General features: G+C 70.3%; 14 protein-coding genes. 4 read left to right on the forward strand and 10 right to left on the reverse strand.

The genetic code is table 11. The features are described from left to right. The first annotated feature begins 47 nt into the window (after positions 1–47). Entirely contained in the window at positions 48–1,892 is a 1,845-nt protein-coding gene (ilvD, locus tag QRX50_RS48050; RefSeq protein WP_285969693.1) for a dihydroxy-acid dehydratase, read from the forward strand. Between the two features lie 168 nt (positions 1,893–2,060). On the opposite strand, the gene QRX50_RS48055 is transcribed toward ilvD, so the two are convergent. Both QRX50_RS48055 and QRX50_RS48060 read right to left on the reverse strand, forming a co-directional pair. Further along, the gene (locus QRX50_RS48055; protein ID WP_285969694.1) at positions 2,061–2,633 is read right to left on the reverse strand and encodes a DoxX family protein; all 573 of its coding nucleotides are present in this window, start codon (positions 2,631–2,633) and stop codon (positions 2,061–2,063) included. Positions 2,634–2,699: 66 nt separating this feature from the next. Continuing rightward, positions 2,700–3,608, reverse strand: a complete 909-nt coding sequence (locus QRX50_RS48060; protein WP_285969695.1) for a 2-hydroxyacid dehydrogenase — start codon at positions 3,606–3,608, stop codon at positions 2,700–2,702. 58 nt (positions 3,609–3,666) lie between these two features. On the opposite strand from QRX50_RS48060, the gene QRX50_RS48065 reads away from it, so the two are divergent. Then, positions 3,667–4,881, forward strand: a complete 1,215-nt coding sequence (locus QRX50_RS48065) for a PQQ-dependent sugar dehydrogenase (protein ID WP_285969696.1) — start codon at positions 3,667–3,669, stop codon at positions 4,879–4,881. 650 nt (positions 4,882–5,531) lie between these two features. Here QRX50_RS48065 and QRX50_RS48070 read toward each other — a convergent pair. From QRX50_RS48070 to gatC, 4 genes are read right to left on the reverse strand one after another with little or no spacing between them, the layout of a single operon-like run. Beyond that, the gene (locus QRX50_RS48070) at positions 5,532–6,050 is read right to left on the reverse strand and encodes a hypothetical protein (protein WP_285969697.1); all 519 of its coding nucleotides are present in this window, start codon (positions 6,048–6,050) and stop codon (positions 5,532–5,534) included. Next, positions 6,051–7,556: an Asp-tRNA(Asn)/Glu-tRNA(Gln) amidotransferase subunit GatB gene (gatB, locus tag QRX50_RS48075; protein WP_285969698.1), complete on the reverse strand. Its 1,506-nt coding sequence runs from the start codon at positions 7,554–7,556 to the stop codon at positions 6,051–6,053. It abuts the gene before it with no gap. Beyond that, on the reverse strand, positions 7,553–9,070 hold the full coding sequence (gene gatA / locus QRX50_RS48080) for an Asp-tRNA(Asn)/Glu-tRNA(Gln) amidotransferase subunit GatA (RefSeq protein ID WP_285969699.1): 1,518 nt from the start codon (positions 9,068–9,070) through the stop codon (positions 7,553–7,555). Before gatA ends, gatB begins: the two co-directional genes overlap by 4 nt. Beyond that, positions 9,067–9,366, reverse strand: a complete 300-nt coding sequence (gatC, locus tag QRX50_RS48085; protein ID WP_285969700.1) for an Asp-tRNA(Asn)/Glu-tRNA(Gln) amidotransferase subunit GatC — start codon at positions 9,364–9,366, stop codon at positions 9,067–9,069. Before gatC ends, gatA begins: the two co-directional genes overlap by 4 nt. Before the next feature lie 221 nt (positions 9,367–9,587). Between gatC and QRX50_RS48090 the strand changes: the two genes are divergently transcribed. Further along, positions 9,588–10,241: an ACT domain-containing protein gene (locus tag QRX50_RS48090; RefSeq protein WP_285969701.1), complete on the forward strand. Its 654-nt coding sequence runs from the start codon at positions 9,588–9,590 to the stop codon at positions 10,239–10,241. A gap of 435 nt (positions 10,242–10,676) precedes the next feature. Here QRX50_RS48090 and QRX50_RS48095 read toward each other — a convergent pair whose 3' ends face one another. The 4 genes from QRX50_RS48095 to QRX50_RS48110 are packed head-to-tail and all read right to left on the reverse strand — an operon-like array spanning position 10,677 to position 15,156. Next, a complete protein-coding gene (locus QRX50_RS48095; RefSeq protein WP_285969702.1) occupies positions 10,677–11,168 on the reverse strand; it encodes a GNAT family N-acetyltransferase in 492 nt (163 codons plus the stop codon). Next, positions 11,161–13,338: an NAD-dependent DNA ligase LigA gene (ligA, locus tag QRX50_RS48100; RefSeq protein WP_285969703.1), complete on the reverse strand. Its 2,178-nt coding sequence runs from the start codon at positions 13,336–13,338 to the stop codon at positions 11,161–11,163. Before ligA ends, QRX50_RS48095 begins: the two co-directional genes overlap by 8 nt. Before the next feature lie 11 nt (positions 13,339–13,349). Continuing rightward, positions 13,350–14,072 carry a hypothetical protein gene (locus QRX50_RS48105; protein WP_285969704.1) on the reverse strand — a complete coding sequence of 241 codons (723 nt, stop codon included), beginning with the start codon at positions 14,070–14,072 and terminating at the stop codon, positions 13,350–13,352. Positions 14,073–14,118: 46 nt separating this feature from the next. Continuing rightward, positions 14,119–15,156 carry a methionine synthase gene (locus QRX50_RS48110; protein WP_285969705.1) on the reverse strand — a complete coding sequence of 346 codons (1,038 nt, stop codon included), beginning with the start codon at positions 15,154–15,156 and terminating at the stop codon, positions 14,119–14,121. 131 nt (positions 15,157–15,287) lie between these two features. Between QRX50_RS48110 and QRX50_RS48115 the strand changes: the two genes are divergently transcribed. Then, on the forward strand, positions 15,288–15,992 hold the full coding sequence (locus tag QRX50_RS48115) for an LURP-one-related/scramblase family protein (protein ID WP_285969706.1): 705 nt from the start codon (positions 15,288–15,290) through the stop codon (positions 15,990–15,992). The last annotated feature ends 23 nt before the right edge of the window (positions 15,993–16,015 follow it).

The following is a 16,015-nucleotide window of genomic DNA, read 5'->3' on the forward strand; positions in this document are numbered from 1 at the left end:
GATCTCGTGACTCCGCCTGGACCAGCCTTCTGACCTGGGAGAATGCCGTGCCGCACCTCCGTTCCCGGACCACCACCCACGGCCGCAACGCGGCGGGCGCGCGCTCGCTCTGGCGCGCGACCGGGATGACCGACAGCGACTTCGGCAAGCCGATCGTCGCGATCGCCAACTCCTACACGCAGTTCGTGCCGGGCCACGTGCACCTCAAGGACCTCGGGGAGATCGTCGCCGAGGCCGTGAAGGAAGCCGGCGGCATCGCGCGCGAGTTCCACACGATCGCCGTCGACGACGGCATCGCGATGGGCCACTCGGGCATGCTCTACTCCCTGCCCTCGCGCGAGATCATCGCGGACTCCGTGGAGTACATGGTCAACGCGCACCAGGCCGACGCCCTCGTCTGCATCTCCAACTGCGACAAGATCACGCCGGGCATGCTCAACGCCGCCATGCGCCTCAACATCCCCACCGTGTTCGTTTCCGGCGGGCCGATGGAGGCCGGCAAGGCCGTGGTCGTCGGCGGCGTCGCCCAGGCGCCCACCGACCTGATCACCGCGATCGCCGCGTCGGCGAGCAGCGAGGTCGACGAGGACGGGCTGTCCGAGGTCGAGCGTTCGGCGTGCCCGACCTGCGGTTCCTGTTCCGGCATGTTCACCGCGAACTCCATGAACTGCCTCACCGAGGCGCTGGGCCTGTCTCTGCCGGGCAACGGCTCCACGCTGGCCACGCACGCCGCGCGCCGCGAGCTGTTCTCCGGCGCCGGGCGCACGGTCATCGACCTGTGCAAGCGCTGGTACGGCGAGGACGACGAGTCGGCGCTGCCCCGCTCGATCGCCACCCGCGAGGCGTTCGAGAACGCCATGGCGCTGGACATGGCCATGGGCGGCTCGACCAATACCGTGCTGCACATCCTCGCCGCCGCGCAGGAGGGCGAGGTCGACTTCACGATCAGCGACATCGACGAAATCGGCCGCCGCGTGCCGTGCCTGTCGAAGGTGGCGCCGAACTCCGATTACCACATGGAAGACGTCCACCGCGCCGGCGGCATCCCCGCCATCCTGGGCGAGCTCTACCGCGGTGGCCTGCTCAACACCGGCGTCCACTCGGTCCACTCCCCCGACCTCGACTCATGGCTGAACGAGTGGGACATCCGCGCTTCGGCTCCGTCGGAGAAGGCGGTGGAGCTGTTCCACGCGGCGCCGGGCGGGGTGCGCACCACCAAGGCGTTTTCCACGGAGAACCGCTGGTCGTCGCTCGACACCGACGCTGCGGGCGGCTGCATCCGCGACGTCGAGCACGCGTACACGAAGGACGGCGGCCTCGCGATCCTGCGCGGCAACCTCGCCGAGAACGGCGCCGTGATCAAGGCCGCCGGCATCGACGAGGACCTGTGGCACTTCGAGGGCCCGGCGCGGGTGCTCGAGAGCCAGGAGGAGGCCGTGTCGGCGATCCTCAAGAAGGAGATCCAGCCGGGCGAGGTGCTGGTCATCCGCTACGAGGGCCCTGCCGGCGGGCCGGGCATGCAGGAGATGCTGCACCCCACCGCGTTCCTCAAGGGCTCGGGCCTGGGCAAGAAGTGCGCGCTGATCACGGACGGCCGCTTCTCCGGCGGTTCGTCGGGCATCTCCGTCGGCCACATCTCCCCGGAGGCGGCGGCGGGCGGTCTGATCGGCCTGGTCGAGAACGGCGACCGCATCGTGCTGGACATCCACGAGCGGCGCCTCGAGCTGCTCGTCGACGCCGAGATCCTGGCGGAGCGCCGCTCGAAGATGGAAGCCGCGGAGCGGCCGTGGCAGCCGAAGGACCGTCAGCGCCCCATCACGGCGGCGCTGCGGGCGTACGCCCGGATGGCGACCTCGGCCGACACGGGTGCGGTGCGGGACCCGAACAAGTGAGTCTTCGCTCGCGTTTCTGAGTGACGGAGGGCCGTCCACCTGGGGTGGGCGGCTCTTTCGTTTTGTTGCCGCTGAGTGACGACGGCGGTTCTTGATCAGCGAGGGCCGTCCACCGCGGTGCGGGTGAACGGCCCTTTCGTCTGTTGCCGCTGGGTGGCGAACCGCAGGTCAGCGCGCCAAAACGATGACCACCACCGACGCCGCCGCGGCCAGCAACAGCGAGACGATGCCCAGGGGTAGCGGCCGCCTGCGCCACGGAGTGTTCCTCTCCAGGGAGATACGCCCGGCGCCGGTGAAAATCAGGGCGAGCGCGACGATGCCGATGAGGAGCTCGAACTCCCAGCCGCGGCCATCACCCTCGAAGAAGCCGCCGCGGAACTTCGCGAAGACGACGTTCGCGGCGACGCCCAGGATGCCGGCGGCCGCGAGCGGCGTGAAGAGGCCCACGAGCAGCAGCGCGCTGCCGCCGAGCTCGACGATGCCGGTGATCCAGGACAGCAGCGTGGTCTGCTTGTGGTACCCGAACGTCTCGAGCACGTGCGCGAACCCCGTGATCCCGGGTCCGCCGAACGCGCCGAACAGGTGCTGCAGGCCGTGGGCCCCCACGATCACGGCCAGCCCCACGCGCAGGATCAGCAGGCCGAGGCCGAGGCCGCCCTGGCGCACTTCGTCGTCGTGGCTCGTCGAGTCCTCGACCCCGGACAGCAGGCCGGTCTGGTAGTCATCCCCTTGACTGGTCACGCGCGAAGGGTAGGGGATACCGACCCCGGCCGCGAGCGAGCGCGCCGAGGTCAGGGGCCCTTCGCGTCAGTATTCGCCGTGGACGATGTTGTCGGGCAGCTCGCCGCCCGCGTACCGGGCGATCTCGGCCGCGGCGACGGCGTATGAGCGTCGCCGCACGCCGGCGACGGCCCCGCCGACGTGCGGCGTGAGCAGCAGGCCCGGCGCGTGCCACAGCGGGTGGTCGGCGGGCAGCGGCTCGGGGTCCGTCACGTCGAGCGCGGCGCGCAGGCGGCCGGCGGTGAGCTCGGCGAGCAGCGCGTCGGTGCGCACGACCGGTCCCCTCGCGGCGTTGACGAGCACGGCGCCGTCGGGCATCGCGGCGAGGAACTCGGCGTCGACCATCCCCCGGGTGCGCGACGTGAGGGGGACCATCAGCACCACGATGTCGTGGTGCGGCAACAGCTCGGGCAGCTCGGCGACGCCGTGGACCCCGTCGCGCGCCGACATGCCGACCATCGTGCAGCGGACGTCGAAAGGTTCGAGCCGGCGCCGCAGCTGCCGCCCGAGATCTCCGGCGCCGACGATGAGCGCGTGCTGGCCCTGGAGCGTTTCGGCGGAGCGGCGTTCCCAGTGACGTTCGCGGTGGGCGTCGGCGAAGACGTCCAGCTTCCGGTACATCGACAGCAACACGGCGACGACCCATTCGGCCGTGCTGCCACCGTGGGCGCCGCGGCAGGTGGAGAGCAGGACGCCGTCGGGGAGCTTGCCGACCCAGTCCTCGGCGCCGGCGGAAAGCAATTGGACGAGTTTGAGGTTCGGCAGCTCGCGCCACAGCTCGTCGCCCGCCGGATGACGGCCGGGGATGAGAACCTCCGCCTTCGCGGCCTCAGGCGGCACGGGGTCGCCCCACTGGTAGCGCACGGCCTGCACCATCGGGAGCTCCGAGAGCGCCTCGACGCCCTCGTCGTCGGGGACCAGCACAGTCAGCGTCATGATCGCCACGTTAGCCACTTACTCCGCGCTCACGCGGAGGCACCTAGGCTGGAGCATCATGCGTACCCGGTACCGGTGGTCGGCGCCGCTGGCCCTCCTCGCCTCCGGCGGACTCCTGCTGTCGGGCTGCGCGCGGTTCGACGACACCGCGGCCGGACAGTCGTTCAGCGCCGCCCCGGTGCCCAGCCCCGAGTCGCCGCCGCAGGTCCAGGACCCGGGCGACCCGTCCGGCGACGACCCAGGCGGCGTGGGCCAGGGCGGTCAACAGCAGTCGCCGACGTCGATCCCCCCGCCGCAGGGGTGCAAGGACTTCGACAAGGCCGTGATCGCCACGTGCCTGGACACGGTCGCGGCCGTCGCCGGCCTCCCGGGCGACGGCTCCACACCCGCGGCTCTCGCCGGTGAACGGAAATCGGGCCGCGTGGTTCTCGCCACTGCCGGCCGCGACGCGACGCCGTTCGAGCAGCTCGACGTCGTCGCCACGGGCGACGGAGGCCTGACCTCGCTGGCGCTGTCGCCGAGCTACGTCGAGGACCAGTTGGTGTTCGCCTACATCACCACGGCGACCGACAACCGCATCGTGCGCTTCGCGAAGGGCCAGCCCCCGAAGCCGGTGCTCACGGGCATCCCGAAGGGCGCGACCGGCAACCGCGGCGCCCTCATCGGCGACGGCCGCGGCTCCCTCCTCGTCGCGACGGGCGACGCGGGCAATCCCGCGTCCGCCGCCGACCCGAAGTCGCTGGCGGGCAAGGTGCTGCGCATCGACACATCGGGCGGCCCTGCCGCCGGCAACCCGACCGCGGGCTCCGCCGTGTACGCCTTGGGCCTGCACGCCCCCGGCGGCCTCTGCACGTCCCCCGACGGCAAGCGCGTGTGGGTCACCGACCAGACCGCCGGCCCCGACGCGCTGTACCGCGTCCAGGCGGGCCAGGCGCTGTCGACGCCCGCGTGGACCTGGCAGGACAAGCCGGGCGTCCGGGGCTGCGCCGACTTCTCCGACTTGGATGGCGAGCTGAGCATCGCGTCGTCCGTCGGCTTGCAGAACCTGCCGGTCAATCCGGATGGCGCCGTCACCGGCAAACCCGGTGTCAGCCTCGACGGCAAAGGCAAGCCCCCCACGACCTACGGCCGCCTTGCCGCCATGAGCATGATCAGCCCCCAGCTGGCGGTCGCCGGCACCACCAACAAAGACGGCGGCAAACCCGTCTCGAGCGACGACCGCGTCGTCCTCATCACGATCGTCCAAACCGACGGCGGTCCGGGGAAGGACTGAGGTTCGGATCCGGTCTGACCTGGTTTTTTGGGTTGTCGCCGTTGAGCGGCGACGGCTGGTTGCCGGCTGGTCCTCACCCCGCTCGTTGTCTGAGCCGACCGCTCGAGCGCGTCGCCGTCGACCGTCGAACGCCCCGGACTTCAGGCCACCTCTCGGTGGCTGGAATCTTTCGCCGCTCGGCGGCGATGCAGCGCCGGACCTCGGCGCCGCTGTGGTCGTCACTCAGCCCGGTCGCCAATCAGCGGCGAATCGTGGTCGCCGTTCCGAGGCGAGCCGGGCAGTCGCGGTTGAGGGGCGAATGCCGGCTGCGGTTCCTGGCGAAGCGGCAGTCGCCGCTCAGTGGCGAAATCCCGGTTGCCGTTTCCTGACGAAGCGGCAGTCGCCGTTCGGCGGCTAATCGCGTTGCCGTTCACAACTGGAGCAGCAGTCGCCGCTCAACGGCCAATCTCGGGTGCCGTCTCACACGAAGCGGCAGCCGCCGTTCAGACGCGAATCGCGTTGCGCTCCAGAAGCGGCGGCAGTCGCCGCTCAGTGGCAAATCCCGGGTGCCGTTCCAAGGCAAGCCGGCAGTCGCCGTTCAGAGGCGAATCGCGTTGCCGCTCAGGGGCGAACAGATCGTCGCCATTGCGAGGCAACGGCGGTTTCGCCTCTCAACGGCGATAGCGCGGCGCCCGGCTTTCGGCGCGGGCCGCCCGGATGTCCAGGATCGAGGCGGCGATCGACACCAGCACGGCGAGCAGCGCGACGTACCGACCGACCCCCGGGTTGATCATCACGCCGGCGGTTTCCAGGAACGCCCTCTGGTCGCTGTCGAAGACCCAGTCCAGTGTCGTCCAGCCGATGACCATGAGCAGCAACGCGGCAAGCCCCGCGACCAGCCACAGGTGCGGCAAGCCGCTGACCCGGACCTTCCTGACCTGCCCGAAGAACACCACCGCGAGGCCGACGACCACCAGAACCAACGGTGGGAACCACGAGAAAAAGTCCGAATGCCAAGCCGAGCGCACGACGTCGTCGTGGGGCAGGGAGTTGAAGGCGTCACGAACGTCGGCCGTGGCTGTGTCGGCGGTGAGAACCGTCCAGGGAAGAAACACCGCCACGAGCGCGAGCAGCCCGGCCCCCAGACCGAGCCACTCGCGCCACGTGACGCGTTTGACGGAGAACGCCACTCAGGAACCGACGCGCTCGATGATGAGCTCGCGCACGCGCTTCGCGTCGGCCTGGCCCTTGGTGGCCTTCATGACCGCGCCGACGATCGCGCCCGCCGCGGCGACCTTGCCGCCGCGGATCTTCTCGGCGACGTCCGGCTGTGCGGCCAGCGCCTCGTCCACGGCGGTGATCAGCGCGGAGTCGTCGGAAACGACCTTCAGCCCGCGCTTGTCCACCACCTCGCGCGGCGAACCCTCGCCGGCGAGGACGCCCTGCACGACCTCCTTGGCGAGCTTGTTCGTCAGCTCACCCGAGGACACGAGGGCGATCACCTCGGCCACCTGCACCGGCGTGATCGCCAGCTCGGCGAGCTCGACCTCGCGCGTGTTGGCCTCCTGCGCCAGCGTGTTGACCCACCAGCCGCGGGCCTCGTCCGGCTTCGCGCCGGCCTCGACCGTCGCCGCGACGAGGTCGACGGCGCCGACGTTCAGCAGGTCACGCAACGCTTCGTCCGACAGGTTCCACTCGGTCTGGATCCGCTTGCGCCGCTCGGCCGGCATCTCCGGCAGCGTCTTGCGCAGCTGTTCGACCCACTCACGCGACGGCGCGATCGGCACCAGGTCGGGCTCCGGGAAGTACCGGTAGTCCTCGGCGGTCTCCTTGGTGCGTCCGCCGGACGTGGTGCCGTCGGCCTCCTGGAAGTGCCGCGTCTCCTGCTTGATCGAACCACCGCCGGCGAGAATCGCCGCCTGACGCGTCATCTCGTACCGCACCGCGCGCTCGACGCTGCGCAGCGAGTTGACGTTCTTCGTCTCCGTGCGCGTACCGAACTCGGTGGCGTCCTTGTCCATCAGCGACACGTTCGCGTCGCAGCGAAGGGACCCCTGGTCCATGCGGACGTCGGACACGTCGAGCGCGCTCAGCAGGTCGCGCAGAGCCGAAACGTACGCACGCGCCACCTCCGGCGCCCGCTCGCCGGTGCCCTCGATCGGCTTCGTGACGATCTCGATCAGCGGCACGCCCGCGCGGTTGTAGTCGAGCAGCGAATAGTCCGCGCCGTGGATCCGGCCGGTCGCGCCGCCCATGTGCAGCGACTTGCCGGTGTCCTCCTCCATGTGCGCGCGCTCGATCTCCACACGCACGATCTCGCCGTCGTCGAGCGTGACGTCGAGGTAGCCGTTGAAGGCGATCGGCTCGTCGTACTGCGAGGTCTGGAAGTTCTTCGGCTGGTCCGGGTAGAAATAGTTCTTCCGCGCGAAGCGGCACCACTCGGCGATCTCGCAGTTGAGCGCCAGCCCGATGCGGATCGCGCCCTCCACGGCCTTGCCGTTCACCACGGGCAGCGCACCGGGCAGGCCGAGGCAAGTGGGGCACGTCTTCGTGTTCGGCTCGCCGCCGAACTCGTTGACGCAGCCGCAGAACATTTTCGTCTTCGTGTTGAGCTCGACGTGGACCTCGAGCCCGAGCACCGGGTCGAAGCGCTCGACGACCTCGGCGTAGTCCATCAACTCGGCCACGGCAGTCACTTCGTTCCTCCCAGCTCCGGGACCTTGTGCACGAGCGACCCGCCGGCGGCGGCGTCGCGTGCGGCCTCGTAGGCGGCGCCGACGCGGTAGAGCCGGTCGTCGGCGAGCGCCGGGGCCATGATCTGCAGGCCGACCGGTAGGCCGTCCTCGTCGGACAGTCCACTCGGGACGCTCATGGCGGCGTTGCCCGCGAGGTTCGACGGGATGGTGCAGAGGTCGGCGAGGTACATCGCCATCGGGTCGTCCACGCGTTCGCCGATCTTGAACGCCGTGGTCGGCGTGGTCGGCGACACGAGCACGTCCACCTGCTCGAACGCGGAGGTGAAGTCCTGCGTGATGAGCGTGCGCACCTTCTGGGCCGAGCCGTAGTAGGCGTCGTAGTAGCCCGACGAAAGCGCGTAGGTGCCCAACATGATGCGGCGCTTCACCTCGGCGCCGAAGCCCTTTTCCCGGGTCAGGGACATGACTTCTTCGGCGCTGTGCGTGCCGTCGTCGGCCACGCGCAGGCCGTAGCGCATCGCGTCGAACCGCGCGAGGTTGGACGACGCCTCACTTGGCGCGATCAGGTAGTACGCGGGCAGGGCGTAGACGAAGTGCGGGCACGAGACCTCGACCACTTCGGCGCCCAGTGCGCGGAGCTGCTCGACGGCGGCCTGGAACGACCGCAGCACGCCGGCCTGATAGCCGTCGCCGGCGAACTCCTTCACCACACCGACGCGCACGCCCTTGAGGTCACCACTGGCCCCCTCGCGCGCCGCGGCGACGACCGGCGGGACCGGTGCGTCGATCGACGTCGAGTCCATCGGGTCATACCCGGCGATGACCTCGTGCAGCAGCGCGGCATCGAGCACCGTCCGCGCGCACGGACCGGCCTGGTCGAGCGACGACGAGAAGGCGACGAGGCCGTAGCGCGAAACGCCGCCGTACGTCGGCTTCACGCCGACCGTGCCGGTGACGGCGCCCGGCTGGCGGATCGAGCCGCCGGTGTCCGTGCCGATGGCCAGCGCGGCCTCGAACGCCGCGATCGACGCCGACGAGCCACCACCCGAACCACCCGGGATGCGGGCGTGGTCCCACGGGTTGTGCGTGGGACCGAAGGCGGAGTTCTCCGTGGACGAGCCCATGGCGAACTCGTCCATGTTCGTCTTGCCGAGGATGACGATGCCCGCTTCGCGCAGCCTACGCGTGACGGTCGCGTCGTACGGCGGGATCCACCCTTCCAGCGTGCGCGAACCGCACGTGGTGGGGATGCCCTCGGTGGTCAGCACGTCCTTGAGCGCCAGCGGCACGCCCGCCAGGGACGACGCAGGCTGCTCCCCCGCGGCCAGCTTCTCGTCGACGGACTTGGCCGCGCCGAGCGCGCCTTCCGTGTCGACGTGCAGGAACGCGTGGACGTGGTCGTCGACCTCGGCGATCCGGTCCAGGTGCGCCTGGGTGACCTCGACCGCGGAGACCTCGCGCGCGTGGATCTTCGCCGCCAGCTCGGCAGCGGTCAGCTTGACGAGTTCACTCACTGTTCTTCTCCCAGAATCCGCGGCACCCGGAACCGGCCCTCCTCGGCGGCCGGCGCGCCGGCCAGCGCCTGCTTCTGTGTCAGGCAGGGGCGGATCTCGTCCTCGCGGAAGACGTTCGTCAGCGGCACGGAGTGCGAGGTCGGCGGGACGTCGGCCGCGGCGACCTGGCTCACCTTCGCCACCGAGTCCAGAATCTGGTCGAGCTGGCCCGCGAAGACGTCCAGCTCGTCATCGGTGACGGCCAGCCTGGCCAGCTTGGCGAGGTGCGCGACCTCGTCTCGGGAAATGTTGGGCACGCGGGTGACTCCCGGGGTGTGCTGTGCGGGTGCGGTCGGAAGCTGCAAGTCTATGGTGGCGGCGCCGGACGGCTCGACCGGGTTATGGCCGGACCTGCCGCGACCCGGGGTGTCCCGTTCGCCGGACAGCGGTCCCCAAGCAGTACCCGGTCTGTCACAATCGGCGCCCGGTTACCGCGTTCCGCGACAAGGCGGAACGCCTGAGGCGAGAGGGGCGTGTGGTGTCGTTCCTGCTGCGGGTCCAGCTTCCGGACTCCCCCGGCACCCTCGGCGCCGTCGCGACGGCGCTCGGCACGGTCGGCGCCGACATCCTCAGCGTCGACGTCGTGGAGCGTGGCGGCGGGGTCGCCATCGACGACCTCGTGGTCGAACTCCCGTCCGGCCGCCTGCCGGACGCCCTCATCACCGCGGCCGAAAGCATCGAAGGCGTCGAGGTCGACGCCGTCCGGCCGTACGCCGGGATTCTGGACACCCACCGCGAGCTGGAGCTCGTGGAGGAGATCGCCGCGCAGCCGAAGTCCGGGCTGGATCTGCTGGCCGAGGGTGTGCCGAAGATCATCCGCGCCGGCTGGGCCGTCGTCGTGGAGCACCGGGAATCGGGCACCCGCCGGCTGGCTTCGTCGAGCGCGGCGCCGGAGAACCCGTTCACGGACCTGCCCTGGCTGCCGCTGGAGCGCGCCACCGTCCTCGACGGTGAAGAGGACTGGATCCCGGAAACGTGGAAGGAGCTGGGCACGGAGCTCGCGGCGACGCCGCTGGGCAAACCGGGCAAGGCTCTTCTCGTGGCCCGGCCGGGTGGGCCCAACTTCCGCGCCGCGGAGGTCGCCCGGCTGGCGCACTTCGCCGGCATCGTCGCCGTCGTCCTGGACGGCTGAGCGGCCCCGGATTCGTCCGCTGAGCTGGTATTCGCCGCAGAACGGCGACGGCTTCCTTCGTCGAGCGACGGTCCCGCCAAGGCCGGCTTTACAACCGCCCGGTGGAGTCGCCGTTGAGAGGCAACGACGCCCCAGCCGAGAAGCGCCGACCAATCCACACGCGAGCACGGCCGCTCATCGGCGACACCGATCCGTGGTGTCGCCGATGAGCGGCAACACCATGAGCCGGCTAACCATGGCCTCACGGCGCTCGGACCGCTCGTCCGGCCGTCGCCGTCGCCGACGCGGGTTCGCTGTCGAGAGCCCCATCCCCCCGCGACTACCCGAGATCCATCGCCGCGCTCGACCTTGCCCACGTCCGTTCGAACGCTCGGATCGTGCCCCGCCCAAACCGTCGCCACTCAGCGGCAAAAGACCCTGAACAGCCGAAACACCCTATAAATCGTACTCATACGCGATCAAGCTGACGTTCGGAAACGGCTGCCAATCCCGCTCCGGCAACCGCCGAAACCCGATGCGCTCGTACAGCCGATGAGCCGTCCGCATCCGATCGAGACTGCTCAGCACGACCTTCCCCAACCCCAGCTCCCGCGCCCGCTCCAGCACCGCCCGAGTGAGCGCCTCGCCGATCCCACGCCCACGAGCGGAACCGGTGACGGCCAGCATCCGGAACTCCAGCTCACCCTCACGCGAGATCTCCGCGTAAGAGGTGCCCGGTCGCACCACCGCGACCGTCCCGAGGACCGCGTCGCCCTCGACAGCCACCAGCAGCTCGGCGTGCTCCGCCCGGTGTGCGACGTCGCGCAGCGCGTTCTCGTACCCGACCTGGTCGGAAAGCAGGCCGTCCAGGCGGTACGCCTCGACCGTCAGCTCCCCCACCGCCGCGAGCTCCTCGGCCAGCGGCGGCCTGATCTCGACGTCACCCATCGGAGGACTCTTCGTCCGCCTCCTCGTCGGTGCCGGTGTCCAGCGCCACCTCGGCAGCCGCGTCCGGACCCCGATCCAGCAGCACGCGGAAGCCGTCCTCGTCGAGCACCGGCACCTTCAGCTGCACGGCCTTCTCGTATTTCGACCCCGGCGCCTCGCCCGCCACGACGAACGCCGTCTTCTTCGACACTGACCCCACCGCCTTGCCGCCGCGGGCCATGATGGCTTCCTTGGCCTCGTCGCGGGAGAACCCGTCGAGCGAGCCCGTGACCACGATCGACAGCCCCTCGAGGTGGCGCGGGATCGAGTCGTCGCGCTCCTCTTCCATTCGCACGCCGGCACGTCGCCATTTTTCGACGATCTCCCGGTGCCAGTCGACTTCGAACCACTCCTGCACGGCGTGCGCGATGGTCGGCCCGACGCCGTCGACGTCGGCCAGCTCCTCCTCGCTCGCCTCCTCGACGCGCTCGATCGACCCGAACTCGCGCGCCAGCGCCTGCGCCGCCGTGGGCCCGACGTGGCGGATCGACAGCGCGACGATCACCTTCCACAACGGACGGTCCTTCGCCACGTCGAGGTTCGCCAGGAGTTTGCGCGCGTTGGCCGAGAGGTCGCCGGCCTTGGTGCGGAACAGTTCCACCTCGGACAGCGCGTCCTCGCTGAGGTCGAACACGTCGCCCTCGTCGGCGACCACGCGCGCGTCGAGCAGCGCGACGGCCGCCTCGTACCCGAGCACCTCGATGTCGAACGCGCCGCGCCCGGCCAGGTGGAACAGCCGTTCCCGCAGCTGCGCGGGGCAGAAGCGGGTGTTCGGACAGCGGATGTCCTTGTCGCCTTCCTTCTGGTAGGCGAGTTCCGTGCCGCATTCCGGGCAGTGCGTGGGCATGACGAACTCGCGCTCGTCACCCGTTCGCGCGTCGACGACCGGTCCCATCACCTCGGGGATGACGTCGCCCGCCTTGCGGATCACGATGCGATCGCCGATCAGTACGCCCTTGCGCTTGACCTCTTCCGCGTTGTGCAGCGTCGCGCGCGCCACCGTCGAACCCGCGACCTTCACCGGCTCCGTGATGGCGAACGGCGTGACGCGCCCCGTGCGCCCGACTCCCACCTGGATGTCGAGCAACGTCGTGATCGCCTCTTCCGGCGCGTACTTGTAGGCGATCGCCCAGCGCGGCGCGCGCGAAGTGGTGCCCAGCCGGCGCTGCAGCGCGACCTGGTCGACCTTGATCACGACGCCGTCGATCTCGTGCTCGGCGTCGTGCCGGTGCTCGCCCCAGTACGCGATGTGGTCAGTGAGCTCCTTCGCCGTGTGCAGCACGCGCGTGTGCGGCGAAACGGGCAGACCCCACGCCACGAGCGCGTCGTAGGCGTGCGACTGCGTGACCGGCTCGAAGCCCTCGCGCTTGCCCAGACCGTGGCAGATCAGCCGCAGCCGGCGTTCCTTGGTGATGCGCGGGTCCTTCTGCCGCAACGACCCCGCGGCCGTGTTGCGCGGGTTCGCGTACGGCGGCTTCCCCGCTTCGACCATCTTCGCGTTGAGCTCCAGGAAGTCCTCGACACGGAAGAAAACCTCGCCGCGCACCTCGATGAGCTTGGGCACGGGGAACTCGTCGGTGCCGGTCAGCTCGTCCGGGACCTGCTCCAGCGTGCGGATGTTGAGCGTGACGTCCTCGCCCGTGCGACCGTCGCCGCGGGTGAGGCCGCGCGTGAGCTTGCCGTCCTCGTAGAGGAGGTTGATGGCCAGGCCGTCGATCTTCAGCTCGGCCAGGTACTCCGCGGAGCCGATCTCCTTCTCGACGCGCTCCACCCAGGTGAGGAACTCGTCGGTGTCGAAGACGTTGTCCAGGCTCAGCATGCGTTCGAGGTGGTCGTACGCAGTGAACTCGGTGGAGAACGTGCCGCCGACGTTCTGCGTCGGCGAATCCGGCGTGACCAGCGCCGGGTACTCGGCCTCGATCGCCTGCAGCTCGCCGAGGAGCGCGTCGAACTGACCGTCGGACACGATGGGCGAGTCCAGCACGTAGTAACGGAACTGGTGCCCGCGGACGTCCTCGGCGAGGGCGCCGTGGCGTTCGCGCACGTCGGCGGGGACGTCGGTGACGTCCTGGGCCGCCACTGCCGGTTCGGCGGGGGCGGCCAACTGGTCGTGGGGAAGGTCGCTGCTCACGGGTGGTAACCCTAGCCGGAGGTGCCGACAGTTTCGTCCTCTTGCCCGTTCAGACCCCGGACCAGGTCACGGAGCTGCAGGAGGCTGATCGTGCCCTCCGGTTCGGTCTCCGCGGTCTCGACGCGGCGTAGCCGTTCGGCGGCGACGCGCTCACCGAGCGTGGCGTCCAGCGGGAGGAAGGTCATGGTGGTGCGCGCCGCCGGCTCGAGGTCGGCCAGCGCGGGGTGGTAGACGGCCACGTCGACCACGTCCTCGTCCACCTGCGCGACGACGCGCACGTCGGCCAGCGAGATGCGGTGGTCGCCGAGGTTCACCGTGACCTCGGTCGGGTCCGGGACCGGCGGCACGGAGTCGTGGTGCTCCCAGATGGCGTCGTCCGGCGGGGCAGCGGCCTTCCAGGCGTCGGTGAACGGCCGCAGCTCCGGGTCTTCCTGACCGGTGACCACGAGGGCGTAGATGGCCTGCCGGCCACGTTCCAGGGAGAAGTGCAGCCGCGGGTGCAGGGCCTCGACCAGCACGCAGAGATCGTGCTCGACGCGGTGTGGTTCGCGGTCACCCAAGGCCGCGTTGACCACGGGGAGCAGCTCGAACCAGCCCTCCCAGAACTTCGCCGCGGCCGTCTCGACGTCCGACGGCACGGGCTGAGCCGGCCACGGAGTGCGCGGGTCGGGCGGCGCGGCTTTGGTGCCGTTGTCGATGTCGGCGCGGGAAGCGCGGCGGCGGAACAGGCCCATGGAACATCCCCCGTTGTCGATCGTTGCCCGACACGCTACCGCGCGCTCACCACGTCTCGGGCGGCTCCACGAAGGCCTTGCCGAGGTCGCGGGTGAGGGCGAGTGCGCGGCGCATCCACTCGTTCGTCGCGCCGGCCATCCCACAGGTCGGCGTCGGGACAGCCCGTTCGACCAGGATCGACCGGTTGAAACCGAGGCGGTCCACGAGCCTGAACGCGGGGTCGGCGATGTCCTTGAGCGTCGGGCGCGTGCCAGGGTCTGTCGCCGGGACGAGGCCGAGGAACAGCGACGTGCCGCTGTCCCACGTTTCGCCGATCGCATCCAGCGTCTCGGCCGACGGCTTGCCGAGCAGCGTGACGTCGAACGCGATGGCGTCCGCGCCGGCGGCCCTGAGCAGCGCGAGCGGCGGCTTCGGCGCGCAACAATGCACGACGACAGGCTGGTCCGTGATCGCCCGCACTCCCTCGATCATGGTCGACAGGAGCTCCCGCGCCTCCGGCTCGGGCACGGCCGACACGTTCCCGTAGCCCGACGGCGTCGACAGGCTCCCGGCAAGCACCGCCGGCAACGACGGCTCGTCGAACTGCACGACGATCGGCGCCCCGATGCGCGCCTTCAGCTCTGCGACGTGCTGAGCCAGGCCGTCCAGCAGCGAGGACGCGAAGTCCCGCAACGCGCCACGATCGGTGAGCACACGATGCCCGCGCGGCAGCTCGATGCCGGCGCCGAGCGTCCACGGCCCGGCCACCTGCGTCTTGAACACCGGCGGCACGACGCCGGTGTTTTCACGCGCTTCCTGCACAGCGTCGAGATCCCACTGCAAGAGGTCCCGCCCTCGCCGGTGATCGTGCCCGGGCCGCCCCGCGACGCGGTACCCGCTCGGCACCACCTCCACGGCCAGGTCCACGAGCAACGCCGCGGTGCGACCGAGAATGTCGGCCCCCACCCCACGCCCCGGCAACTCCGGCAGGTGCGGGAAGTCGGGCAGCTCGCCGAACACGACGGCGGCCGCCTCGGCCGGGTCCGCCCCGGGCATCGAGCCGATCGCGGTGGCCGCGCCGTCGGGCCAAGCTCGTTCAGTCACGGGCGAATTCTCGCCGAACCCACCCCGAAGCCTCCCACCGCCCTCGCCGGGTCACCCGAGTGAGCCGGACATTCGCCGCATATCCCTTTGCCAGCACCGAATTCGCGGAGACAGCGATACTCTGGATGGCCATGACGAGCTCCTCGCCACCACCGCCGGGCCGGCACCCCGACGAGGTGAGTCCCACCCGGCTAGGCCGGTGGGACGACGAGCCGCGCATCCCCGAACGCCGCTACCCGGGCCGCTCCTTCGGCGGGACCCTGTTCACCGAAGCGGTCCTCATCGTCAGCCGACGCGCGGAGGTCGTCGAGGCCACCGAGGAGTACAGCGTCTTCGACCGCGACGGCACCCGCGTCGGCGGAGTGGCCGACGTCAGCCAAGGCTTCCTGCACAAGGCCGCCCGCCTGTTGCCGAAATACGACCAGTACGTCACCCACAAGTTCGAAGTCCGCGACGCGAACCACAGCACGGTGCTGAAAGTGGCGAGACCGGCCAGGGAACTGCGCACTCGCTTCGTCGTCACCCGCGCCGACGAAACCCCGATCGGCGAAATCATCCCCGCCCGCACCCAGGACGAGACTCGATTCACCTTCGTCGTCGACGGCCGCACAGTCGGCCGCGTCGCCGCGACGGGCCCCCAAGCGTGGGACGTAGCCATCAGGAACCACGCCGACGCCGAGGTCGCCCGCGTCAGTCGCCCGCAGTCCTCGCCTTCGCCGATCGCCGGCGACACCTACCTCGTCGAAATCCCACGCCAGCTGCCCGAACCCCTGGCCAGCATGGTCGTCGCCACAACGCTCACGATCGACACAGCCCTCACCCGCCAAACGGCGTAAGCACGTGACCGTTGTCTCAGGCC

The organism is Amycolatopsis sp. 2-15 (assembly GCF_030285625.1).
In the GTDB taxonomy this organism is placed as follows: Bacteria; Actinomycetota; Actinomycetes; order Mycobacteriales; family Pseudonocardiaceae; genus Amycolatopsis; species Amycolatopsis carbonis.